Origin of the sequence: Pseudoalteromonas sp. S3785 (genome assembly GCF_005887365.1) — a bacterium.
GTDB lineage: Bacteria > Pseudomonadota > Gammaproteobacteria > Enterobacterales > Alteromonadaceae > Pseudoalteromonas.
In genome coordinates, this window is record NZ_PNCT01000007.1 from 1 (window position 1) to 24154 (window position 24154).

A 24154-nucleotide genomic window follows, 5' to 3' on the forward strand; every position below is an offset into this window, starting at 1 on the left:
AGGCAGAACCCGAAGGGCAGCGCATGTTTGGCATTTATGCTGCGTTATCGCCTATTTATGGGGAGTAACCACACTTCATAGGCTCTGCCTTGCCTAAAAGCCAAACATACTGCTGCAAATTCAACCATCAAAGATCAACACGCCCTAAAGCCTAAAGACCGTTAATTACTAGATTAGACTTCACAAGCCTTAACATTTTAAGCGCAAAATTTGATATAGATCATAAAAAGTCGCAATTATAGTAACATTATTATTCAGTGCGTTGCCTTTACTTCACCTCATTAAGTTTACCCAATACAATAACAAGTTAATTAAAAAGGATGATTAAAACTAACATGCGTCATAATCAAAGCTTAATAAATGAAGAAGTCCACTTTAGTGATTCTCAACAATTAGTCTCTACTACCGACTTACGGGGAGTTATTACCTATTCAAATAAAGCATTTTGCGATGTAGCAGGCTTTAGTGAACAGGAACTCATTGGTAAAAATCATAATATTGTACGCCACCCTGATATGCCCAAAGCAGCATTTAAAGAAATGTGGAGTACGTTAAAAAGTGGCCATTCATGGCGAGGGATAGTCAAAAATCGTTGTAAGGATGGCCGGTATTACTGGGTTGATGCTTTTGTAACACCTATTTTTGAAGGTAATCAATTAGTTGGATATCAATCTGTACGTACAAAGCCAGATAAAAAACATGTTTTAACAGCCCATAAACTATACGAGAAATTAAATAACGGTAAAGCCACTTTTAATTTTAAAGAGCACACAAGCTTACGCCAGATGCTTACATTAGCTGTTGTATTTAGTTGGGTAATTATGAGTGGGTTTGCTTTTTCGATTCTGGCAGCAGCTATCAACGTATTAATTTGCGTGCTTATTTTAGCCTTAAATTATCAAGAGCTTGTGGCAACCCCTGCTAAATTAAACGCCTATAAACAGCATTCTGACTCTATCTCGCGCTATGTTTTTTGCGATAACTCGCCGCTAAGTGTGAGTGACTATAAAGAGCAAATGTTACTTGCTAAGCTCAGAACCGTATTGGGGCGCGTAAAAGATGCCACCTATGCCTTTAATAACATTGCTGAAAATCTCGATGATAAATCGACGCTCACCGAAAAAGGTATTGAGGCACAAAGTACACAACTTGAACAAATCGCTACCGCTATGGCGCAAATGACCGCTACGATTGGTGATATTTCAACTAGTACAACAAATACTGCCGATAAAGTTAACTCTACTCAACATAGTTGCGCAGATATAAAACAACATATTGTTGATAACAAAAAAATGGTGTCTGAGCTGGCTACTCATGTAGATCACGCCGCTAATACCGCAAACAACCTCGCACAAGAAGCGGATAAAATAGGCCAAGTAATGAATGAGATTGAAGGCATTGCTGAGCAAACTAATTTATTAGCACTTAATGCAGCAATAGAAGCCGCAAGAGCTGCAGAGCATGGCCGTGGTTTCGCCGTGGTAGCCGATGAAGTACGTGCACTGTCGTCTCGTACGCAAACTGCTACAGGGCAAATTCACAGCTCGATTAAGGATATCCAAGATACGTTAGTTAATTGGTCTAAGGTAATGCAAAATACAAGACTTCAAGCAGAGGGCTGCGTTCAAACAACCGAGCAAACACACCATGAGCTCGATAGTATATTCAATCAAATTAGTGAAATAGCATTACTTACAAACAGTATATCAACGGCTGCAGAGGAGCAGCAGATGGTGAGCCATGATATTGCTAATAATGTAGATAATATAAAAGAGGTAAGTAACGACAACTTAGCGTTGAGCTTTGACGTTGCTAAAGATGCCGCAGAATTAGTTGCCGGCTCACAAAAAGTAAACAACTTGCTTTATACATTTAAAGTATAAAGCAATAAGCCGCCTGCTTGGCGGCTTATTGTGCGCCTATATTAGCGTTTTGAAAAAATCAGGCCTTGCTCGTTTGCATCTATCACAACAATATCGCCAGGGTTATAATCGCCCCCTAATAGTTGCTGCGCCAATGGGTTTTCGATTGTTTGCTGAATAGCTCGTTTTAATGGCCGAGCACCGTAAACAGGGTCAAACCCGCTGGAGGCAATTTTTTCAAGCGCCGCATCACTGATCTCTAATAAGTAGCCCATTTCTGTTAAACGCTCACGCAATTTAACAAGCTGAATATCGGCAATTTCTTTAATATGCTCATTGGCAAGTGGATGAAATACGACGGTTTCATCAATACGGTTTATAAATTCTGGCCTAAATTCGTTAACAAGCACATTCATAACCTTGCTCTTAAGCGTTGCGTAGTCGTTTGTGCCCGCTTGCTCTTGAATAATGTCTGAGCCTAAATTTGAGGTCATAATAATAACCGTATTTTTAAAATCAACCGTACGCCCTTGCCCATCAGTAAGGCGGCCATCATCGAGTACTTGCAATAAAATATTAAATACATCGGGATGCGCTTTTTCTATTTCGTCAAGCAAAATGACAGAGTAAGGCTTACGGCGAACGGCTTCGGTTAAATAGCCGCCTTCTTCGTAACCAACATAACCGGGAGGTGCGCCCACTAAACGTGCTACAGCGTGTTTTTCCATAAACTCAGACATATCGATACGCACCATGGCATCTTCTGTATCAAACATAAAACCTGCAAGCGCTTTAGTAAGCTCTGTTTTACCCACCCCAGTAGGCCCTAAGAATAAAAACGAACCTATGGGCCGATTAGGATCGGCAAGCCCTGCACGAGAGCGGCGTATCGCATTTGCTACTGCAACAACTGCCTCATCCTGCCCTATCACTTTGCTGTGTAGTTGCTCTTCCATTTTTAGCAGCTTTTCTCGCTCACCTTGCAACATGCGCGATACTGGGATCCCAGTCCAACGAGAGAGTATTTCTGCAATTTCGTCTTCGCCTACTTGGTTTTTTAGTAAGCTCATTTCTTGCATTTCAGCTTGCGAGGCTAAATCAAGTTTTCGCTCAAGCTCTGGTATTCTTCCGTATTGCAGCTCCGACATACGCTGTAAATCGCTTGCTCGGCGGGCAACCTCTAAATCAAGGCGCGCTTGTTCAAGCTCAGCTTTAATTACTTGCGTGCCTTGTAACGAAGCTTTTTCTGCGTTCCATACTTCATCAAGCTCTCGATATTGCGCTTCTAAATCGGTAATAAGCTGCTGCATTTCGCTGCGCCGTTTTTGGCTTGCATCATCTTTTTCTTTGGCTAAAGCGTTATCTTCAAGTTTTAATTGAATAATACGGCGCTCAAGCTTATCTAAAGACTCAGGCTTAGAATCTATTTGCAGACGAATTGACGAGCCAGCCTCATCAATTAAATCAATGGCTTTGTCGGGTAATTGTCGGTCGCTAATATAACGATGCGATAAATGCGCAGCAGCAACAATGGCTGGGTCAGTAATATCCACCGAATGATGTAACTCATAGCGCTCTTTTAAGCCGCGTAAAATGGCAATCGTATCTTCAACTGAGGGCTCTTCAACCAATACTTTTTGAAAACGACGCTCAAGTGCAGCATCTTTTTCTATGTATTGGCGGTACTCATCAAGCGTAGTGGCGCCCACACAGTGTAGCTCGCCTCGAGCCAGCGCTGGCTTTAACATGTTGCCAGCGTCCATAGCGCCGTCGGTTTTACCGGCGCCCACCATGGTATGAATTTCATCAATAAACAAAATCACTTGGCCTTCTTCTTTGGCCAGTTCGTTAAGCACCGATTTTAAACGTTCTTCAAATTCACCGCGGTATTTAGCACCCGCCACCAGCGCGCCTAAATCTAGCGATAAAACACGCTTACTTTTTAGGCCCTCTGGCACTTCACCATTTATAATGCGCTGGGCTAACCCCTCAGCAATGGCCGTTTTACCTACCCCTGGCTCACCAATAAGCACGGGGTTATTTTTGGTACGGCGCTGCAAAACTTGAATCGTGCGGCGAATTTCGTCATCGCGCCCAATAACGGGGTCGAGCTTACCTTGTTCTGCGCGCTCGGTTAAATCAATGGTGTATTTTTCAAGTGCTTGTCGGGTTTCTTCGGCGTTAGGGTCATCGACCTTTTGGCCACCGCGAATTGCTTTTATGGCACTTTCTATTTTAGTTGCAGTGATATTAAGCGCTCTAAAAATATCACCTAAAGGGCCTTTGTCGTCACAGGCCGCTAGTACAAATAATTCGCTCGAAATATACTTATCTTTACGCTTTTGCGCGTACTTATCACATAAGTTAATAAGCGAAGCCATATTATTAGAAAGCTGTACGTCGCCTCCTACTCCTTCAACTTTAAACAGCTTTTCTATTTCTTGAGAAAGCTTGGTGTTGAGCTCATCTGCACTCACGCCTGCTTGAGCAAGCAAAGCACGCACACTAGAGCCATTTTGCTGTAAAAGCGCATACATTAAATGTACAGGTTCAATAAATTGATGATCGCGCCCTAATGCTAGCGACTGAGCATCTGAAAGCGCAGATTGAAATTTACTTGTGAATCTATCTAGACGCATGAGGGTTTACCTATTTAATAAACTAATTGCTTAATAAATGGGTATGTTAATAGAATTGTTCAAGGTGTTAAGATGAATATTGTGGGGAAATAGTGTTTATTTGCGCCAGATCAAACTTGCCATGCGCCCTGTTTTGCCTTCTCGCCGGTAAGAAAAAAACAGTGACCGCTGAGAAACAGTACAATAATCGCCACCGCTAATATTTATAACGCCTAATTGCTCAAGTTCGATGCGAGCGATTAGGTAAATGTCGCACAAATATTTTTTATTGCTTTGCAATTTAAACGCCTCTTTAAACAGCGGGGATTTTGCAATAAACCGCGAAGCGACCTCGTCGCCAACTTCAAATCGCTCAGCACCAATAGCAGGCCCAAGCCACGCATATATTTGCTTACTAGGCGCGCTAAAACAGGCAAGCGTATTTTTTATGATCCCTTTTTCGAGACCACGCCAACCACCATGCACTGCTGCAACTTCACGGCCATCATGGCTTGCAAGCAAAATAGGTAGGCAATCTGCACTCATAATAGCAAGAGGCTGATTTTTAACTTGGGTATACAACGCATCAGCAGTGTGTAATGTTTGAAAATCAAAATCTGCATCAACACAGAGCACATCGGCACTGTGCACTTGATTAAGCCAAAGTGCCGGTTTTGGGAGGGATTGCTCTACCAAAGCACGGTTTTTTAGTACGTGCTCTGGAGTATCATCAACATGTAAGCCTAAATTTAAGCTGTTAAAAGGCGGCTTTGACACGCCGCCTTCTCGGGTGGTACTGCACGTACCTACCGAGGTTAAATCAGGCCATGGTGCTGACAAAAAAGTCATTAATACTCTATGTCAGGGTTAGCTTTTGTATCTTCTCTAAGCACCTGAGTCATTGCCACCATGTCATCTGGAATAGGCGCTTGCCAGGTCATCATTTCGCCCGTAATAGGGTGCGCGATACTTAATTTTACTGCATGTAGAGCTTGACGATTAAATGTACGTAACATTTCAAATAGCTCTGGCGTAGCACCTTTAGGTGGACGAGGACGGCCGCCGTAGGCTCTATCACCAATTAACGGGTGGTTTATATGCGCCATATGAACACGAATTTGGTGTGTACGTCCGGTTTCTAGGCGGAGGCGTAAACGTGTATGAGCACGGAATTTTTCAGCAACACGGTAATGTGTAATGGCAGGCTTACCCATTTCGTGAACTGCCATGTGTGTACGCTGCGTAGGATGGCGGCCAATCGGCTTTTCAACCATGCCACCTGCTGTCATAGTGCCATTACATAGAGCTTCGTATTCACGCGTGAAGTTTTCACGTTTTTGCAGTGCTTTAACTAGATGTGTTTGCGCCTGAATAGTTTTAGCCACCACCATTAAGCCTGTAGTGTCTTTATCTAGACGGTGCACAATACCAGCACGCGGTACGTTAATAATATCCGGAAAATGATGTAACAGTGCATTTAACACTGTGCCATCTGGGTTACCTGCACCAGGGTGGACGACTAGGCCCATAGGTTTGTTGATAACCAAAATATCGTCATCTTCATAAACAATGTTTAATTTGATATCTTGTGCTTCGTATTCGCGTGGTGCTTCAATGCTGGTTTCAACATTTACAACTTCACCTCCGAGTAGTTTTTCTCGCGGTGTGTTATAGATTTCACCGTCAACGGTGATTTTATCATCCAATATCCATGTTTTTATACGTGAACGTGAATAATCAGGGAACAATTGCGCTAATACTTGGTCTAGACGTTTACCACCTAACTCGGTAGGAACCTCGGCTTGAAGTGAAATTTGTTCTGACATTAGTAACTTTACCCAATTTACCAGTGCAAGCTGTGCCTGACTGGGTTAGAATCGCTTTTAATAAAAGCATAATATAATACGCATAGTTTACTCGGTTTTACCGCCGTGGCCTAGCCGAAGACATCGAAGGTAACAAATAAAATGATAAATAAAATAGGGAAACGTGCATTCGCCATTGTTTTTTCAGCTTCTGTACTTACTTTAGGGGCCTGTTCTTCTGCGCCTGACCAAGAAGATATCCAACGCGTTCCTAACAAATCTGCACACGCTTTGTATGAAGATGCAAAACAAACACTTGACTCTGGTTTATACGCCCGAGCAATTGAGTTATTAACCGCTATTGATTCACGCTACCCATTTGGGCCTTTCTCAAAGCAAGTACAAATGGATTTAGTGTATGCCCATTACCAATCAGGTAATACAGAACAAGCATTAGCGACTATCGACCGCTTTATTCGTTTAAACCCAAATCACAAAGATTTAGATTACATGTACTACATGCGTGGTTTGGTTAATATTAAAGCTGATAAAAATGCTTTCCAAGAGTATTTTGGCATAGACAGAGCTGACCGCGATGCCAACCGTACCCGTGTTGCATTTACCGATTTATCAACGCTTGTAAAACGCTTTCCAAAAAGTGATTACGCACCAGAGGCTAAACGCCGCTTAGTGTGGCTATTAAACCGCATGGCGCGCTACGAGCTAAAAGTAGCAAACTACTATTACGAACGTGAAGCTTACCTAGCGGCCGCTAATCGTGGTAAGTACGTTGTTGAGCATTACTCGCAAAGCAGCTATTTAGATCCAGCCCTTGAGATGATGGAAAAAAGCTACGAAAAGCTTGGCTTGAAAGATTTAAGTGAGCACGCAAGACTAACGCGTGAATACAATAAGTCGAATAAATAAGTTTGATAGCGGTTTTTAATCAAACCTAAATTGTTTAAAGCCCTCACTGAGGGCTTTTTTATTACCTAAAAACAAGGTTACCTGATGCTAATAGTGCTTTATATTACTTAGTGGTTAGCCTTCGCACCACACCGGTCATATCAATAGCACAGCACTACACGCATGTTACAAAGAGGTGCACCGTGTGGCCCTAAGCTTGACTTTTTACTGGCGCAAAAACAAAAAAGGTAAGCCTAAGCTTACCTTTTAGTTAACTCATTATGGGTTATTAAAGTTCAAAGTCTTTTTTGAATTTTAAACCAAACTCGCTACGGTCATTACTGCGCATTACACCAACAAAACCTGACTGCTGCAAACGACCTACATCGTAAACCTCATTTAATACGTTTTCACCGTATAAGGTTACTTCCATATCGCCATACGGGTTAGTGTAAGAAACATTAAAACCAACTAACTCACGCGAATCAATAGTTTCACTTTCATTGTAAACTGACTGGCCTTGCATTTCACTTCTGTAAGAATAGTTAGCATTAAATGCAACGGTTGCACCGCTGTCTAAATCCATAAAGTAAGAAGGGGCTACCATTACAGTCCAACGTGGCGTTAATGCTGGCGAATCACCTTTACCAATACCTTGTACGCCTGCATCAACTTCTGTGATTTCAGAATCTAAGTAACCGACAGAGCTGCGAATTGTAAAGTCGTCTGTAATGGCAACAGTGGTTTCAAGCTCAATACCTTGCGCTTTAGACTCACCGGCATTTTCAACAATCGTTACAAAACCACCGCCTGCAGTAGGGTCTGAAAATGGTAAAGCAAGGTCAGTATAATCTGTTACAAATACAGCCAACATCATAGATACATTTTCATGTACTTGGCCTTTTAAGCCCATTTCGTAGTTAATCGCTTTGGTTTCATCAAACGATACAAACTGATCTGGGCCACCAAAAGGACGCGGAGGGAAGCCACCGGTTTGGTATCCTTTTTGAATTTGACCATATACATTCATGTTATTGCTGATTTGATACGATGCGTTTACATCCCACGTTACAGCGTCAAACTCTGCACTTACGTATTTACGTTCAGCAAATGTAGGGAAAATCGCATCGGCATCTTTCTCATCTTTTGAATAACGAAGTCCACCGCCAATACTTAAATCATCTGTTAAATCATAACTTGTATTAAAGTATACAGCGTATGAGTTTGTTTCTTGGTTAATTTCAAATTCGCCATAACCACCAAATGAAGGTGTTACACCATCGTTTAATAAACTATTTGGTGTATTAAATGGGCTAAATACAAATGGACCTGAACGTGTAAAGCCATCCTCATTAAAGAAATAAAGGCCTGATACAAAGTCCATATTGTCATAGGTAGCATTTAGTTGAATTTCAAACGAGTATTGGTCTGCACCACCCTCTTCTGGGAACTCAGATAAGTTAAGTGGTGACGCATCATCATCAAGTCCACCTTCGTATTCAGAAGTACGGTAACTTGAAATAAATTTAGCCGTGTACGTATCATCAATTGCCCAATCAGCGGTAAATGACGTCCCCCACCCTGAGTAAGAGGTAGATTCAATACCCGCAACAGTAGTGCCTAAATCATCTGGGTCAGAAGGAATTAGATCCTGTGTTAATAGTGGGAAGTCACCATTAAATACATCGTTTGCATCAAGCGGCTCAGTTAACTCAATAGTGTAAGGTGATTGACCTGATTCGTTATCAACACCGTCAAGTGAAAAAGTTAACGCTAAATCACTAGTGGCCTGCCATTTAAGGGCTACGCGGCCACTAAACTCTTCTTCTTCACCAATTTCTTTTTCTGGGTTAGCTAAATTAACTGCTTCACCCACACCGTCGCGTGTTTTGTAAGATGCACTTGCAGACATGCTCACGTCATCAGTCAACGAGTTATTAAAGTAAACATCGCCAGCAATACGTCCGCGACTACCAATTTTAGCCGAGGTTGTAACAATCCCTTCGTCACCGGGCTGCTTAGTAATTACATTTACTGCGCCACCTAATGTATTACGACCATATAATGTACCTTGTGGACCACGAAGAACTTCAACACGCTCTACATTTGGTAACGATAAGTTTGACCCCATTTGACGGCCTAAGTAAACACCATCTAAATAAACACCTACACCCGGATCGGTTGTAATTATGTGATCTTGCAGACCAATACCTCGAATAAACACAGAGGCATGCGCCGCATTACCTACACCGTAGCGAGTAATATTTAAGTTTGGAACGTATTTACCAATATCTTCTAGGTTGCTCATATTGGCTTTATCAATTAAGTTAGCACCAATTGATGTGATAGCGGTTGGAGATTCAAACAAGCTCTCTGTACGTTTACGAGCTGTAACTTCAATTTTTTCAAACGCGTCTTGTTTTGCTGTTGTTTTAACTTCTTCAGCATTTACAGAGGTAGTGAGTGCAGCAACAATTGCTAGGCTTAACTGTGAGAGTTTGCGTAGTTTCAAAATATTCTCCAAAGGATACCGTATAATTTAATTATGCGAACTTATTGGCTAAGGCAATAAGTTTTGGGCATAAAAAAAGACGCTTAATAGCATCTTTCCTCTGGAAGGGCATTATATTACATATTTGTGAAGAAATGTATAAAACTTTTCATTTAGTAAACATAAAAGTACTAATTAATTATAACTTTTGATTTTTATTGGATAACTTACGTGAAAAAACTCCCTCTATAAAATGTAGACGCTGCTATTTTTTATATTAACTATGTTACCTCTGCTGTTCACATACAAAGCCTTCATTATTCCATAAAATACACCAATCTACGCTAGGTATAGCTTATCGGACTATGCACTATGATTGATATTAACCAAAAATAGCAATATAGTATTACTATTGCATCTATGGACAGAAATTATGGATATTAAAAATACTCCAATACACTATATAAAGTGCTTTAATAGTCCAGACTATACTTCACTTTTCTGTGTAGCAGCTAACTACAATATTTTATTAGTTAATTACCAAGCACTTAACGTAATAACGACCTATGAACTTATCAACAAGTTTATGCAGGACAACGGATATAAAAGTTTAGTTATATTTGATGTACCTAAAAATAGTGACGTATTAGCTTTAAAAGAATGGCCTAATTTAAAGGGCCTTTTCTATGAAAGTTCAGATGATTCACTTTTTCAACAAGGTCTTGAAGCCATTGAACAAGGTAAACTTTGGTTTCCACGTGATGTCACTGACAGCTGGATGAGGCAAATGTTAGCCTCTGAACAACAAACCACCTTGCAATCTAGTAATCTCACTTGTAAGGAAATTAAAGTATTAAATTTGCTTTTCTCCGGTTTACACTCTAGCGCCATTGCAGATAGTCTATTCATTAGTGAAGCCACTGTAAGAGTGCATTTACATAAAATTTATCAAAAAATATCTGTAAAAAATAAGCAACAAGCATTACTTTGGTGTCAAAAAAACCTAAGTAAAGTCAATAGTTAAGCGGGCTTATTTGAAAGCGTATTACATCTGAATACTCACCAGCAGCTTGACGTGTAAAGTCCTCCAACTGAATACTAAGCGGTATAAAAAACTCCGTCTGCCCAGAGTAAGAGAAGTTTAAACTTGAAGGCTTTGCTAAGTTAATTTCTTCTGCGCCTAACTGCAATGTATAGTTAATACCATATTTAGTACTATAAATAGCATGTATTAAACGACTTTTATTTTCTGAAGCTACATTAAGTTGGACATCAGTGTTGGTTACTATTTGTAGACTGGGTAACATTGAATAGGTTTGTGCAGGCTTTAACTCCCCCAAATAAACTGTGTTAGAAAAAGTGTTATAGCCTAATAAAGATAAACTAGTACGTGGTTGGATGTTCGTTTCAATTTCAATCTCTTTCTCATCCATAATTTGTTTACTTTCGTCATAGAGTATCAACTGAAGCCTATCATTGTAGTTCCCCGCTTTCACGGGGGTCCCTGCAGGTATTACCAAGCTAATATCAACTACGTTATTGCTTAATTTCACATGACTAATTGTCCTGCTTAATAACTGGTTTTCTAATAGAATTTGATAATCGATAACTTGAGAGTTACTTTTGAAGTAGCCTTGATTTTGAGAAGAAATACCAAAATACAAGGTACAACCCGCTGTATTTACTGTACTTATTCGAATTACTTTCTCAGCATCGACTCGTGATCTTATGTTGTAAAAAGACAAGTCATCAAACAAATATTCAACTTCACCAATACTTGCATCACACTGAGCATTAACTCTACAAGCTAAAGATAGCGTAAATATACTTATTGCTAAATACACAATTTTAATGAACATAAATAACCCCTTTTCTTTGAAGTTGTTCTGCATCACGAACGTCTATAAAAAATTTAGTATTGACTTTATTTTGCAAGGTTACTTCATAGCGACAAGGAGCAAGGCCTGTTATAGCAAAGCGGCCTCGCTTATTTGTGAAAAAGGTATACTCTTTACCAGATGCATCACTTGAACAAATGGCCTTTCCAACCATTAAGGCTAAGGGAGCCTCGTCCTTGCTTCGAAGAGTTGCAATAACAGAAATATTTGCTGCAGTGCCAATTATTGCTTTGTGCCCAGTTTTATACTGCGGGTAAAAACTAAGCATGCCAGAGCCTATGTCATAGCCGGGGGCTAAATCATCAATATCAACAGGAATGTTTATGCTGTCATATGAGCTCAAGTCATTGAGCAATATAGTTTTAAAGTCGCTATTATCGGCTCTATACTCGTCCTCAACTCGGCCTAATGTAATTACTTTATTTTCTAAGCTTTTATGGGCGTTAACGAGTGCAAAACTATCGTATATAGGTTTTCCGAATGCCCACATATCGTCTGCAAAAGCGACGCTCGATGCTACACTTAAACGACTTTGATGATAAGCAGAACGGGCATTTAAATCTTTGTAAAAACTTGCATGCTCTAGGTTAGCAGCAAAACGATTTGCGTTATATTGCATGTTTAGATCAAAGATAGTTTTATTTAAATCATTATTTTCGAGCCCTGCTCGTAAGTTCAACGCACCAACAAACCGTTGGTTACTATCTTGAGTAAACTCTAGTCTTGTTTTATCACGTTTGGAGCGATGAGATAATTTAATCCTGTGCTGATTATTGAATTTATAGGTAAATGACAAGCTGAGCCCCCACTGCTTTTCACCTCTGAGGTCATCCCATTGCGCGCCAGCTGTATACCTCCACTGACTGTCGGCTAAGTCTCCTGAAATATTTAAACCCATAGATTGATCAAATTGTTCACCCTCATGTTCACGAGAGATGTTTGCAAAGAAAGATGCTAATGTCCTACTGTTAACATAGTAGCTATAACTCGCTTGCGCATAGTGCTCTGTGTAACGGTTATTGAACGCTTCCTGGGTCCTAAACCCCAAAGCTGTAAAGTATTTTGAAGTGTATTCATAACCAAACGTAAACTCACTTCCTAGGTTGCTCATATTATAGCTACTATAAACTGTACGATAGGCATAACCTTGGTGTTTAGCGAAGCTAAGTGCTCCCTCAAAAGCGAGCTGACCCACCTTAGCAGCATAAATTTGTTTAGTGCCTATTTGCTGAGCGTATTTATCTCCTTGGACTGTAAAGCCTGCAGTCCAACTTGGAGTGAGACCATAATCTAGGTAAGCACTAAGGAAGGGGGAATTTTCCTCATATTTGAGCCTATCGCCAGCTTGAGCCGGTACACCTAAGTGAATTTCATATTCAAGCTGTCCTTTAGCAAATAAATCTAAACCAGTTGCAACATCAAAGTTTACATAGCGAACAACGCCTGCTATATCAGTAATTTTTAGAGAAATATTATTACTACCTTCGCTTATAGGTATATCATCTAAAGAATAAATGCCCGCAACTAAATTAAGACGCTGAATAATACGGCCATCTACATATACCTCCACACTTGAAGGGCTCTGCAAGGTAAAGCTTTGTGAAGCAGTCGGTCTTATAGGCCTATCTGATAATAGAGAAAAGTCATGTGCTAATGAAAAGCCCAATAAACGAGAGGAATTTTGAAAATAGCCACCTGAACTAAAGTTATCCCCAATAGAAAGGCGCATACCTAAGTTTGGTAAATCATGAATTAACCGAGTGCCCCGGCGTTTAAAAATTGAAGAGGAAGGCTGAGATATTTTGTTATATTCAAGCTCATTTTCTACCACCCAGCCTTGCCAACTAGCCACGATTTCGGAGCGTAACGCGTATTGCTCTTGAATTTGCTGCTGTTCTTGATCATCTTGATGAACATAGCTTGCATAAGCGTTGACAAACCCACTGGCTTTTGCTGGTTCAATAGCCTTTAATTTTTTTCTACGTTTTTGCGCACTTAATTTTTGAGGACGAGTTAACTCTACTGGAACAATAATATCCAAGCTAAAATCACTCATATCAAATACAACACTAAAACCCAATTCTTTTAGTGAAGTTACCGCTAATGAACTACCTTTTAACACCTTGAACAGTTCCTCCTCTTTTTCTTCAAGTAATACTTGGCGAAAATGAGGCTCTAACTCATTCCACTTTAAAAAAAGCGCATCATCTTTATCGACTTTAAGTAAAACCTGACCGATTGGACTTTTATTCAGTTGAGCAGACACATTAAGCTCAATTGTCCTGTTAGAAGGATTAATTTTTGAAAACACAGTAAGTGGAAAAAAGAACATAGCGAATAAAAACGCAGCTGTAATTTTCATTGCACTAAATCTAAACTTAAATGCTCCACCTTGCCTCTTTCAATATTTTCTGGGAGCTTAATTTTTATGGTTTGTGTAGCATACGGCGCAAAAAAAACATCGTATCCATTTTCTAATAAAGCTTGCTTTTCAAACGTAGTCACAACTGATTTATTAGTAGTCACTTTAACTTCGTAATCCCTGAGACGAGTTGCGCCTCTTCCTTCATTTTTTACTTGAGTTAAAAGCTCCCCACTTTCAATTGTTGATGTGAGTATTTTTAATTTTGGTAAATACTCATCCATGTGCACGTGAACAACTAAATTTACATTCATTAATATTTTAAGTTGCGAGGTATCGCTATCGATATTAGAAGCCAAAGGCTGCTCAACTAAACTTACTTGATAGCTTTTATCATATTTCGGAAAACTCTCGGCAATCCACCTAAATTGAATTTTCTGGCCTTGCCCCTCTTGTAAAAATAAAGAGGGAGGAAAGACCCATAACGGAGAGTCTTCCAGCTTTTTTAAAGATGGGTTGGGTGTGGAAAAATCAATTTCGTGTACTTCAATATCAAATGCAATTTCTCTGGGTAATTGATTATAAACCAGACTAGATGGTATTTTTGAAGGCTCCTGCGGGGATAGTGTAACCACCATAGGTGTTACTTCAAGTGCATCAACCGAAATAGTAATACTCCAAATTAATATTACTAAACATCGACTGAGCCACTGAATACTAAACATTAGAATACAACCTCTAGCTGACTATCATCAGCTTGAAATTCTTTAGGTATCGATATTGCAATATTGCTTTTTGAATTGGGTAGTAGAATTTTCCCTGAAAGAGCTTTGCTTAGCTCCATACCTTCTAAAGTTAATACTTTACCTTTAGATTTAATATTCCATTGACCTTTAGAAAGACGTAAGTATTTATTTCCTCGATTTTCTAACGACACACTCCATTGATTTTCTGCTAATTGTTTTTTTTCTTTAACTATAAGGTTAGCTTTAGCATTTTCAGGCACAACATTAAATAGGGTTCTAAAACTAAGTGACATACCAACCCCAGACTGCGCATTATCATTTAGATCTACCGACACTTGTTCTACGGTAATTCTGTACGACTTGGAATGTTTAATAATAGGCTCCCCGATATATCTAACGATAATCGATTGACTATTTCCAGGTGGGATGATTGTTGTCATAGGAATAATTAAAAAATCGTCTTCATTTTCCTCTAAAGACTCGACTCCTGTATCACTTATACTCATATTATATGCAGAAACATCGATAGTTAACGGTTTATCTGACGGGTTAATAATTCGAAGCGTCTGCTGTGATTGACTACCCTGAGAGCTGAGATCAGCTACCATTGGCCTCACTTGAAAGGCGTTAGCCGAAAAAGAAAACAAACAGAATATTAATATAAGTAAAGCATGCATAGAATTCCCTCCTAAATAAAGGCAGTGGTTATTCACTGCCTTTTTAATTTAACTTTAGTTTGCTGTTACTGTTAGCATTAATGTATCTGCATACGTACCAGCATATACAGGTGCTTGAGTAACTTCTAAATCAATCATCCCTGCTACGCCTGAAGTTGCTAAAGTATTACTTCCGCCACTGCTTTGAAATGCACTTTGATCATTCGTTCCATTCTCGGCTGACAAAGTAAAGTCATATGGGCCTGCTGTTAAATGAGCAGTGTATCCTACACCTCTGTCTTCATGATCAGCGTTTTGAAGGTGCCCTTCAGAAGTAGTTAACGTAAGTGTTGCACCATCTACATCATTACATTTCAAATCAAAGTTAACTGTTTTTGTATTGCCTAGTGCAAGTGCTGGAAAGTAATGAGTTGTTGCGATATTGCTTACTTCACATATAGACTCAACTGCACCACCTACGTTTAAGTTTTCTGCTAATGCTGAACCTGAAGATAGTGCCGCGATTGCTGATATTACGATTAGTTTATTCATTGTTATATTCCTTATCCATGTGACATATAGTTTGTTATGTTTAATAAATGTGCGCTTAAAGCACCCCACCTGATACTACTGATGGTGTCATTTCTATGCGGATCACATCCTGGTAACTTCCTGCATAGATTAAGGGGTCATCTAGAGTTAACTGAATCTGAGCAACACTATCAAAAATAATTTCATTAATATCAAAACTGTAGGTCGATTTGATTGCCTGTGCCGATACAGACACAACGTTTTTGGCACCTTCCAGTGACCAGTTAATATTATATGAACTTATATTATTGCTTTGCTCATGACTTAAGCCGCCATTGAGAGATTGCATTGATATTCGCATTGGCGAATTACAGTTAATTACTAATGTTGTATTAGCAATGCCATTAGAAGAAAACGCTAGGTTATTACTTTGTGGAGTAAATTCACACACTGGAGCGATATAGCCCAGCAATGTAATACTTACTTCATCGTTGCTATATGCATTGGATGCTAAGCAACATAATACTAACCATGTTAGCCTCTTCATCATTGCCACTTCCTTTGAACTACCTTGCTAATACAGGGGTAATGTTAAGCTAAAATTCAGGTTTAGGAAGTTGTTATTTGATTACAAAACAAGAAGGTGAACTAAATAAATAATGTGAATATATAGCGCCTATTATAAACATTTGAGTGGCTATGAACCTTTAGAGATAATCATATTGTGACTATCTTTCTCTTTAAGTCCGCTGTAGCGCTATGTTTAGTGTTTATAAACTATTAAAATATAAAAAAATCAAGCATAAACAGCAAAATAAACAGTAATTACTATTTCCTAAATCATTAGCTAAACAAACTCAATAAATTTAAAAGTTTTTTAACTTTAATAAAATCAATAACTTCGTTCTAGTAAAAACCCATGAGTTAACAATTGTAAACTCGAAATAAACTAAATTCTCAGTTCTTTTTTAACTAACTAGCTAAAATTATTAGATAAATACTAAATTCACTTCTATAATCCCCCTGAAATCAACATCTAAATAACAAATAGGAAATACATATGAAAAAGCTATCTGTAGCAGTAGCAATATGTGCCGCACTTGCAACAAGCGCTGCAAGCGCTGAAGTTCGTATAAATGGTTTTGCATCTATAGTAGGTGGTAAAACCCTAGACAGTGATCAGACTTTATACGGATATGATGATGACATCTCTTTTAAAAACGAGAGCAAGTTCGCCTTACAACTCTCTGCTGATCTTCAAGAAAAACTAACTGCGACAGCGCAAATTATTGCGCGTGGAGAAGATGACTTTGACGCAACATTTGAATGGGCATATGTTACCTATGAATACAGCGATGAACTGCAATTAAGCGCGGGTAAAATGCGTGTTCCTTTTTACAAATACTCAGACTTTTTAGACGTTGGCTATGCTTATCGTTGGGTTCGTCCACCGCGTTCTGTATACGGTATTCCATTTTCTACTTATGAAGGACTTAGCGTAGTATATAACAGCCAATTAGGTGACTGGGATTCTACATTACAAGGGTTTTATGGCGCTTTTGATGGCGATATAGATGTATTTGGAAACGAGCTACCTGCAGAATTGAATAACTTAGGTGGTATTAACTGGAGCGTTTCTTACGACTGGTTTAGCGCAAGAGCTGCATACATTGTGGCCGACACTAGCATTTCTATAGATAACAGTGATTCAAGTAACTTAAGTGCCCTAAATGGTATTATTGATGTACTTAATGCAAGCGGTTTAACCAGCACAGCGAACGACCTTATCACTGACGAAGATGAAACAACTTTTTTCGGGATTGGTTTCTCTGTTGACTATGATAACTTTTTATTTGATGCCGAATATACTCAGTTTGAAGTCGAGGGAAGTATTTTGGCTGAGCAATCACAATACTATGCCTCAGCTGGCTACCGTATAGATAATGTTATTGTTCATGTAACTTATGAAAAAAATGATGATGAACATGATTCATCACGCTTTAATACACTCGAATCAATTCCATTATTAAATACAAACGTAAACCTCGCCCTTGATAGCATGCGAGCAGAGAGTAACGTATACACCATTGGCGCGCGCTATGACTTCCACCCTTCAGCTGCATTTAAAATTGATTTTAGTCGATTTGACGATGACGTAACGAACCTTGAAACTGATGTAGTAGCTGTTGGCGTTGACTTAGTATTCTAATTGGAGCGAAATATGAAAAAATTAATCCTAGCAAGTGTACTGTCGCTATGTACGTTTAGCGCCTCAGCTGAAGTAGCGGTGATAGTAAACCCAGGCAATGCAAGTGCACTTGATGCCGATACAATTAAAAAGATTTACCTAGGAAAAGCAAAATCATTTGCTAACGGTAATAAAGTTAGCCCTGCTACTCAAAATGGTACCGCTGTGGCTGATGAATTCAATTCTAAAGTAGTTGGTAAATCAAGCAGCCAATTAAATGCCTATTGGTCAAAACTTGTTTTTACAGGTAAAGGTACACCACCAGAAAAATTTGATTCTGACCAGGCTGTTATTAATTTTGTTGCTAGTAATGGCGACTCAATTGGTTACATAGACAGCAGCAAGGCAACAGATAAAGTTAAGGTAGTTGCTACGTTTTAAGTGCGGTAGCTAGATATAAAAAACCACCGATTAGGTGGTTTTTTTATATCTAAATATTACGGCTATATACTAATATGCTTAAACAAATGAGCAATTGAGTGGCGGACAAGTGTGTAGATAGCGAGGCAAAAAAAACGTTATTTAGTTGCTCTAAATAACGTTTTTTGAATGCAACTAGCACTTGGCTTAGCCTCTAAAATGTTTAAGTATTATTACAGATTAATATTACTCAATTTTAAACTTCGCAGTCGCATCTAATAGGTTATCTGAAAGGTAGTGCAGGTTTTTCGCTACATCCCTTACCGCCGCGAGTGAGTCCATTGTATCTTCAAACGATTCATGCATATTCGTCACATTTTCTACGACCATCGCAGCAACGGATGTTTGCTCCTCTGTAGCAGCGGCAATTTGTGAATTCATACCATTTATTTCTAGCATTTGCTCTGCAATTTTTTCTATCGACACACCAGTTTTCTCTGCGGCTGTTGCATTATCTGTGGCCATATCACGCGCAGATGTCATCGCCGTTACCGACTCATTTGCAGCCTCAGTCAATGTGCTTAGTAACTCACGAATTTCATTTGTAGAGTGGGCAGTACGTGATGCAAGCTCTCTTACTTCATCTGCAACCACAGCAAAACCGCGACCATGCTCACCCGCACGGGCCGCTTCTATAGCAGCATTGAGAGCTAATAAATTAGTTTGCTCAGCAATAGATGTAATTACATTAAGGATTTGAGACACATTTTTTGTATCATCCGCTAGCTTATTAATTGTTGAAGCTGCTTGATTTATTTCATCACTCAACGTTCGTGAGGCGCTGACTGACATTTGAACTTGAGTTCTGCTTTGCTCTACCTCTTTTTCTGCGGTTTGCGCTGCATTTGATGCACTTGCCGCTGATTGAGAAATATCACCCACACTTTGCTTCATCTCTTCCATAGACTGTTTAACCACCTCAGCCTCAGTTGTTTGCTTTGTGGTTGCGCGCTCAGCCTGCTCCATACCTTGCACTAAGCGAGTTGAATTTTCCATTAGTGGCTCACATACCGCGATTACCTCAAGAACTGTTTTTTTCAACAGAGCGATAAATGAGTTAAAGTTAATCGATACTTGACCAATTTCATCCTCTGAATTAACGCTCAGATTAGTGCTCAGTGACCCTTTACCGTTCGCCAGTAAACTCAGGTTATTAGCCGCATCACTCGCAGAAGCAGCAATACGTTTAGCAATCCAAATAGCCATAAATAGCAGTAAAATTAACGAAACAATAGATACCACTAGCATAAGCGTAAGGGCGTGATCAGAACGCTCTTTTGTACTTGCAACTAGCTCAAAGAAACGAGCGTCTGCTTTAGCTTGCGCGGTTTTAAACTTTTCAAGTACATCATTATAAAGGGCTGTTTTTTTCTGCGCTTGTTGTTGGATTTTACTAAAATCGGCTGTCCCATTAACCATACCATTCGCAATGCTGGATGATATTTTTTCGTAATTGGCTAATTGTACTTTTGTATCGCTATGAATATACGACGCGTTTATTTGCTCAACCGCATTTATGTTGTTACTTAGTGCATTGTATGTATCTGCTGCTTTTTCTACTAACTCCTGCTCACCAAAAGTAACAGCTTGCGTATAAAGCTCATCGAGCTTTTCTAAAAGGCTTACATTTGCCGATGTTAATTTAACCACCTGATACGAAGACTTTTCCATTTCATCAAGTGCGATTCTATTATCATTCATTGCAAAGTAATTAATCAAAACGATCGCTAGAAATGCTAGAACCGCAATGCTGGTAATAGCATGAATTTTTTTACTTATGCTGAGGTTTTGAAAAGAGAAGCCTGAAGCCATTGTGTATACCTTATTTTGTTGTCTATATCTATTATCGGCTTATTACCTATAAGTGTTAACTAAATTTGTAATATTTCTAGTTTTTTTTACAAATACAGCGAGTATTCAACAACTGGTAAGCTCAAAAAGGACAAGGTGGTTAATAAGCAAGCAAAATGAAATTTTTCCATAAAAAAACCAGTAGCATTACTGCTACTGGTTTTATAATTTGGTGCGGATGGGGGGACTTGAACCCCCACGCCCGAAAGCACTACCCCCTCAAGGTAGCGTGTCTACCAATTCCACCACATCCGCATTTTTAAGCTTTCGCTTAGGTGTTAAACTTATTGACTTATTTGAGGAGTATAAATCGTTTAACGTTAGCTTTACGCTAAATTAGTTTGGTACGTCAGAGCTCTGCTGTTGAGTAACAGGTACATCTTCTTCTGCTGGCGCTACAGTTTCTACTGCAGGTGCCGCTTCAAGGTTTTCCCACTCATCGGTCTTTTTAATTTGACCGGCAGTTAAGTTACCTAACACAATACTTAAAACAAAAAACACTGTTGCTAAGCTTGTTGTTGTTTTGGTCATAAAGTTACCTGCACCTGATGAGCCAAAAACTGTGCCCGAAGCACCGGCGCCAAATGAAGAACCCATGTCCGCGCCTTTACCTTGCTGGATTAAAACCATACCAACTAAAGCTAAAGCAACAACTAAATAAACTACTAATAAAATTTCGTACATCTTATACGGTCCCTTTTGCACTGTTACAGATTGCAGTGAACGAATCTGCTTTTAGACTAGCACCGCCAATAAGGCCGCCGTCTATATCTGGTTGTGCAAATAATAATTCGCTATTTTTTTCGTTAACGCTACCACCATATAAGATGGTAAGCCCTTGTGCTAAATCGCTGTCTAAAGAAGCAATTTTACCACGGATAAATTTATGAACAGCTTGTGCCTGTTCTGGCGATGCAGTCTTACCTGTGCCTATGGCCCAAACGGGCTCGTATGCTATCACAGAATCTTTCAGTGCTGCTACACCTAATTTCTCAATTACCGCATCAATTTGTGCAGCAACTACGTGTTCGGTTTGACCGTTTTCTTGCTCGCTCTCGCTTTCCCCAATACACAAGATTGGTGTTAGTCCTACTTGCTGTGCACGGGCAAATTTTGCGGCTACGGTTGCGTTGCTCTCTTTGTAGATACTGCGTCGCTCTGAGTGGCCTACGAGTACGTACTTAGCTCCTAAATCTTTAATAAGCTGAGCATCCACTTCACCGGTAAAGGCGCCTGGGGTATTTTCGCTTAGCGTTTGAGTCCCCGTGGTTACACCGCTTTCAACCAGTGCTGGTACTAATGGGAATGGAGGAAATAAAACAATGTCTATCTCATTTGATTTAACACTGTTAATGGCATCAGACAGTTGAGTAACAAGCCCTAAAGAGCCATTCATTTTCCAGTTGCCTGCGACCATTGCCTTACGTATTGCCATTTTCCACTCCAGATTAGAAAGCGGGCGAGATATTAACTTTTCTCGCCCTAAGTTACAAGAGGTTATTGTTATCAACCAGTTTATTTGCTCATAGATTCGACAACTGCTGCAATTTTTTGCGCACTGTCTATGACTATTTTTTCTTGTTCGGCTTCAACCATAACACGTACTACCGGTTCAGTGCCTGATTTACGAAGTAAAACACGGCCTTTGTCGCCTAAAGCTTGCTCTACTTGCGCAACCGCATCTTGTACTTTTGGTGCTTGTGTGGGATCTGTGCCAGGTGTGTAGCGTACATTAATCATTTTCATTGGGTACTTTGTGAAACCTGCCCCTAAATCTTGTAATGTACGATTTTGAGCCACCATTGCAGCCAATACCTGAAGGCTCGAAATGATACCATCGCCTGTGGTGATTAAATCAAGATTTAATACATGCCCTGAGCTTTCACCACCAATTTTCCACCCTTTTTGCTGCAGCATTTCCATAACATAACGGTCGCCAACTTTACTGCGTGCAAATTCAATGCCTTTTGCTTTTAATGCATTTTCGAGCCCCATGTTCGACATAACCGTGCCAACAACGCCACCACCAAGCATGTGATCTTCAGCCGCTTGGCAAGCAATAATGTAAACTAAATCATCACCGTCAAATACACGACCGTTATGATCAACCATCATTACGCGGTCGCCGTCACCATCGTAAGCAATACCTACATCGGCTTTGTGCTCTAGCACTTTGCGCTTTAACGTATCAACGTGTGTAGCACCACATTCATGGTTTATATTCACCCCATTAGGCTCGCAAGCATGAGTAATCACTTCAGCGCCTAGCTCACGCATCACCGACGGTGCAATATGGTAGGTTGCGCCATTGGCACAATCTAGTACAACTTTTATACCTTCAAGTGATAAACCTTGAGGGAATTGGCTTTTACAAAATTCAATATAGCGCCCATCAGCACTTACTAAGCGCGAGGCTTTACCAAGCTTATCGGAGGCAACACAGGTCATTGGTTCATCAAGCATCGCTTCAATTTGTAGCTCAACGTCGTCGTCCAGTTTTAAGCCTTGGCCATTAAAAAACTTAATTCCGTTGTCGTAATAAGGGTTATGCGATGCACTAATTACGATACCCGCTTCGGCCCTAAACGTCTGCGCTAGGTAGGCAACTGCAGGCGTCGGCATTGGCCCAAGCAATACAACATCTATTCCTGCGGCGATTAAACCAGCTTCAAGCGCGGTTTCTAACATGTAACCTGAAATACGGGTATCTTTACCTATAATTACTTTTTTTGTTCCACTAAGTGACAAAACTCGGCCAGCGGCCCAGCCTAATTTCATTGCAAACTCAGGGTTAATTGGCGCTGTGCCCACTAAACCACGTACCCCATCGGTACCAAAATATTTTCTTTCGCTCATTATAAAGCTCCTTTTTCGCATGCCTGGAGGACACCAAGCACATCTGCCGTTTCTTTTACATCGTGTACACGAATAATTTTTGCGCCATTTTGCGCGGCAATTAGCGCACCGGCTAAGCTGCCCGCTAATCGCTCATCTGCTTTTCTGTTTAGCAAATTACCTATCATCGACTTGCGTGAAAGACCCGCTAAAAGTGGTAGTTCAAACTTATTAAATGCATTAAATTTAGCCAGTATTTCAAAATTATGCTCAAGGGTTTTGCCAAAGCCAAAGCCCGGGTCGAGGATAAGTTGCTCTACCTTAATACCCGCTGTTTCGCATGCACTTATGCGCTGCTCAAAAAAGAGGTTAATTTGCGCTAACAAATCAGTATAAGTGGGTGCACTTTGCATTGTGCGAGGCTGCCCTTGCATGTGCATCAAGCACACTGCAACATCAGGGTATTTAGCGAGTGTACTTAGTGCACCTGGTTCTTGCAATGCACGCACATCGTTAACTATATCTGCACCTGCTAAAATGCCCTGCTCCATAACCTGCGCTTTACTGGTATCTACCGATATAACACAGTCACTTTTAGCTCTAATGGCTTTTATTGCAGGTATCACACGTTTAAGTTCATCGTCTAAACTAACATCTGGTGCGCCCGGGCGTGTAGATTCACCGCCAATATCAATAATAGTTGCACCCTCGTCTAACAACTGCATTGCCTGCCTTACCGCGTGCGCTGTATCTAAAAACTTTCCGCCATCAGAAAATGAATCCGGAGTCACATTTAAAATACCCATCACACATGGTTTTTCTAAATTTAATTTACGTCCGCGGGGAAGGTTTATTGTGTTAGTCATCGCCAACCTTTGAGTTATTTGATACAAAAAAGCCCCGAAGTACGGGGCTTTTAAAACAT

The 24154-nt window shown here is 40.0% G+C and carries 20 protein-coding genes and 1 tRNA gene; 5 read left to right on the top strand and 16 right to left on the bottom strand.

Features of this window, described 5'->3' with window-relative positions:
• The first annotated feature begins 335 nt into the window (after window positions 1–335).
• Window positions 336–1883 (top strand): methyl-accepting chemotaxis protein, encoded by a 1548-nt coding sequence (locus CWC17_RS02315; RefSeq protein WP_138540796.1) that lies wholly within the window; start codon window positions 336–338, stop codon window positions 1881–1883.
• A gap of 41 nt (window positions 1884–1924) precedes the next feature.
• Here the strand turns inward: CWC17_RS02315 and clpB are convergent, their stop codons facing one another.
• From clpB to rluD, 3 genes are all read right to left on the bottom strand, one after another.
• Window positions 1925–4501 (bottom strand): ATP-dependent chaperone ClpB, encoded by a 2577-nt coding sequence (gene clpB, locus CWC17_RS02320; protein WP_055017178.1) that lies wholly within the window; start codon window positions 4499–4501, stop codon window positions 1925–1927.
• A gap of 96 nt (window positions 4502–4597) precedes the next feature.
• Window positions 4598–5329: a peptidoglycan editing factor PgeF gene (gene pgeF / locus CWC17_RS02325; RefSeq protein WP_138611985.1), complete on the bottom strand. Its 732-nt coding sequence runs from the start codon at window positions 5327–5329 to the stop codon at window positions 4598–4600.
• Window positions 5329–6306 (bottom strand): 23S rRNA pseudouridine(1911/1915/1917) synthase RluD, encoded by a 978-nt coding sequence (rluD, locus tag CWC17_RS02330; RefSeq protein WP_138611986.1) that lies wholly within the window; start codon window positions 6304–6306, stop codon window positions 5329–5331. The genes pgeF and rluD overlap by 1 nt, the downstream gene beginning before the upstream one ends.
• Window positions 6307–6447: 141 nt before the next feature.
• Between rluD and CWC17_RS02335 the strand changes: the two genes are divergently transcribed.
• Entirely contained in the window at window positions 6448–7212 is a 765-nt protein-coding gene (locus CWC17_RS02335; RefSeq protein ID WP_055017177.1) for an outer membrane protein assembly factor BamD, read from the top strand.
• Window positions 7213–7480: 268 nt separating this feature from the next.
• Here the strand turns inward: CWC17_RS02335 and CWC17_RS02340 are convergent, their stop codons facing one another.
• Complete coding sequence (locus tag CWC17_RS02340; protein ID WP_138611987.1) at window positions 7481–9703, bottom strand: TonB-dependent receptor; 2223 nt, start codon at window positions 9701–9703, stop codon at window positions 7481–7483.
• A gap of 412 nt (window positions 9704–10115) precedes the next feature.
• On the opposite strand from CWC17_RS02340, the gene CWC17_RS02345 reads away from it, so the two are divergent.
• Entirely contained in the window at window positions 10116–10706 is a 591-nt protein-coding gene (locus tag CWC17_RS02345; RefSeq protein ID WP_055017176.1) for a LuxR C-terminal-related transcriptional regulator, read from the top strand.
• Here the strand turns inward: CWC17_RS02345 and CWC17_RS02350 are convergent.
• Genes CWC17_RS02350 through CWC17_RS02375 form a run of 6 tightly spaced genes read right to left on the bottom strand, consistent with a single transcriptional unit; the run spans window position 10696 to window position 16425 of the window.
• Window positions 10696–11541, bottom strand: a complete 846-nt coding sequence (locus tag CWC17_RS02350) for a hypothetical protein (protein WP_138540793.1) — start codon at window positions 11539–11541, stop codon at window positions 10696–10698. The genes CWC17_RS02345 and CWC17_RS02350 overlap by 11 nt on opposite strands.
• Window positions 11531–13942, bottom strand: coding sequence for a fimbria/pilus outer membrane usher protein (locus CWC17_RS02355; RefSeq protein WP_249935876.1), 2412 nt, complete (start codon window positions 13940–13942; stop codon window positions 11531–11533). The genes CWC17_RS02350 and CWC17_RS02355 overlap by 11 nt, the downstream gene beginning before the upstream one ends.
• A complete protein-coding gene (locus CWC17_RS02360) occupies window positions 13939–14667 on the bottom strand; it encodes a fimbrial biogenesis chaperone (protein ID WP_249935877.1) in 729 nt (242 codons plus the stop codon). The genes CWC17_RS02355 and CWC17_RS02360 overlap by 4 nt, the downstream gene beginning before the upstream one ends.
• Complete coding sequence (locus CWC17_RS02365) at window positions 14667–15365, bottom strand: fimbrial biogenesis chaperone (RefSeq protein ID WP_055014050.1); 699 nt, start codon at window positions 15363–15365, stop codon at window positions 14667–14669. The genes CWC17_RS02360 and CWC17_RS02365 overlap by 1 nt, the downstream gene beginning before the upstream one ends.
• 54 nt (window positions 15366–15419) lie before the next feature.
• Window positions 15420–15896: a hypothetical protein gene (locus tag CWC17_RS02370; RefSeq protein WP_138540792.1), complete on the bottom strand. Its 477-nt coding sequence runs from the start codon at window positions 15894–15896 to the stop codon at window positions 15420–15422.
• 55 nt (window positions 15897–15951) lie between these two features.
• Window positions 15952–16425: a hypothetical protein gene (locus CWC17_RS02375; RefSeq protein WP_249935878.1), complete on the bottom strand. Its 474-nt coding sequence runs from the start codon at window positions 16423–16425 to the stop codon at window positions 15952–15954.
• 510 nt (window positions 16426–16935) lie between these two features.
• Between CWC17_RS02375 and CWC17_RS02380 the strand changes: the two genes are divergently transcribed.
• Together CWC17_RS02380 and CWC17_RS02385 are read left to right on the top strand one after the other, a co-directional pair.
• Window positions 16936–18084, top strand: coding sequence for a porin (locus tag CWC17_RS02380; RefSeq protein ID WP_055014052.1), 1149 nt, complete (start codon window positions 16936–16938; stop codon window positions 18082–18084).
• A gap of 12 nt (window positions 18085–18096) precedes the next feature.
• Window positions 18097–18504 (top strand): type 2 periplasmic-binding domain-containing protein, encoded by a 408-nt coding sequence (locus CWC17_RS02385; RefSeq protein ID WP_138611988.1) that lies wholly within the window; start codon window positions 18097–18099, stop codon window positions 18502–18504.
• 225 nt (window positions 18505–18729) lie between these two features.
• Here CWC17_RS02385 and CWC17_RS02390 read toward each other — a convergent pair whose 3' ends face one another.
• The 6 genes from CWC17_RS02390 to folP all read right to left on the bottom strand — a co-directional run bounded on the left by CWC17_RS02390 (window position 18730) and on the right by folP (window position 24095).
• On the bottom strand, window positions 18730–20355 hold the full coding sequence (locus tag CWC17_RS02390; protein ID WP_055014054.1) for a methyl-accepting chemotaxis protein: 1626 nt from the start codon (window positions 20353–20355) through the stop codon (window positions 18730–18732).
• Between the two features lie 209 nt (window positions 20356–20564).
• Window positions 20565–20649 (bottom strand) — tRNA-Leu (locus tag CWC17_RS02395).
• A gap of 81 nt (window positions 20650–20730) precedes the next feature.
• Window positions 20731–21078: a preprotein translocase subunit SecG gene (secG, locus tag CWC17_RS02400; protein ID WP_004587340.1), complete on the bottom strand. Its 348-nt coding sequence runs from the start codon at window positions 21076–21078 to the stop codon at window positions 20731–20733.
• Window position 21079: 1 nt separating this feature from the next.
• Window positions 21080–21829, bottom strand: a complete 750-nt coding sequence (gene tpiA, locus CWC17_RS02405) for a triose-phosphate isomerase (RefSeq protein ID WP_138611989.1) — start codon at window positions 21827–21829, stop codon at window positions 21080–21082.
• Between the two features lie 80 nt (window positions 21830–21909).
• Entirely contained in the window at window positions 21910–23250 is a 1341-nt protein-coding gene (gene glmM, locus CWC17_RS02410; protein WP_138611990.1) for a phosphoglucosamine mutase, read from the bottom strand.
• Window positions 23250–24095: a dihydropteroate synthase gene (gene folP, locus CWC17_RS02415; RefSeq protein WP_138611991.1), complete on the bottom strand. Its 846-nt coding sequence runs from the start codon at window positions 24093–24095 to the stop codon at window positions 23250–23252. The genes glmM and folP overlap by 1 nt, the downstream gene beginning before the upstream one ends.
• Window positions 24096–24154 lie beyond the last annotated feature (59 nt).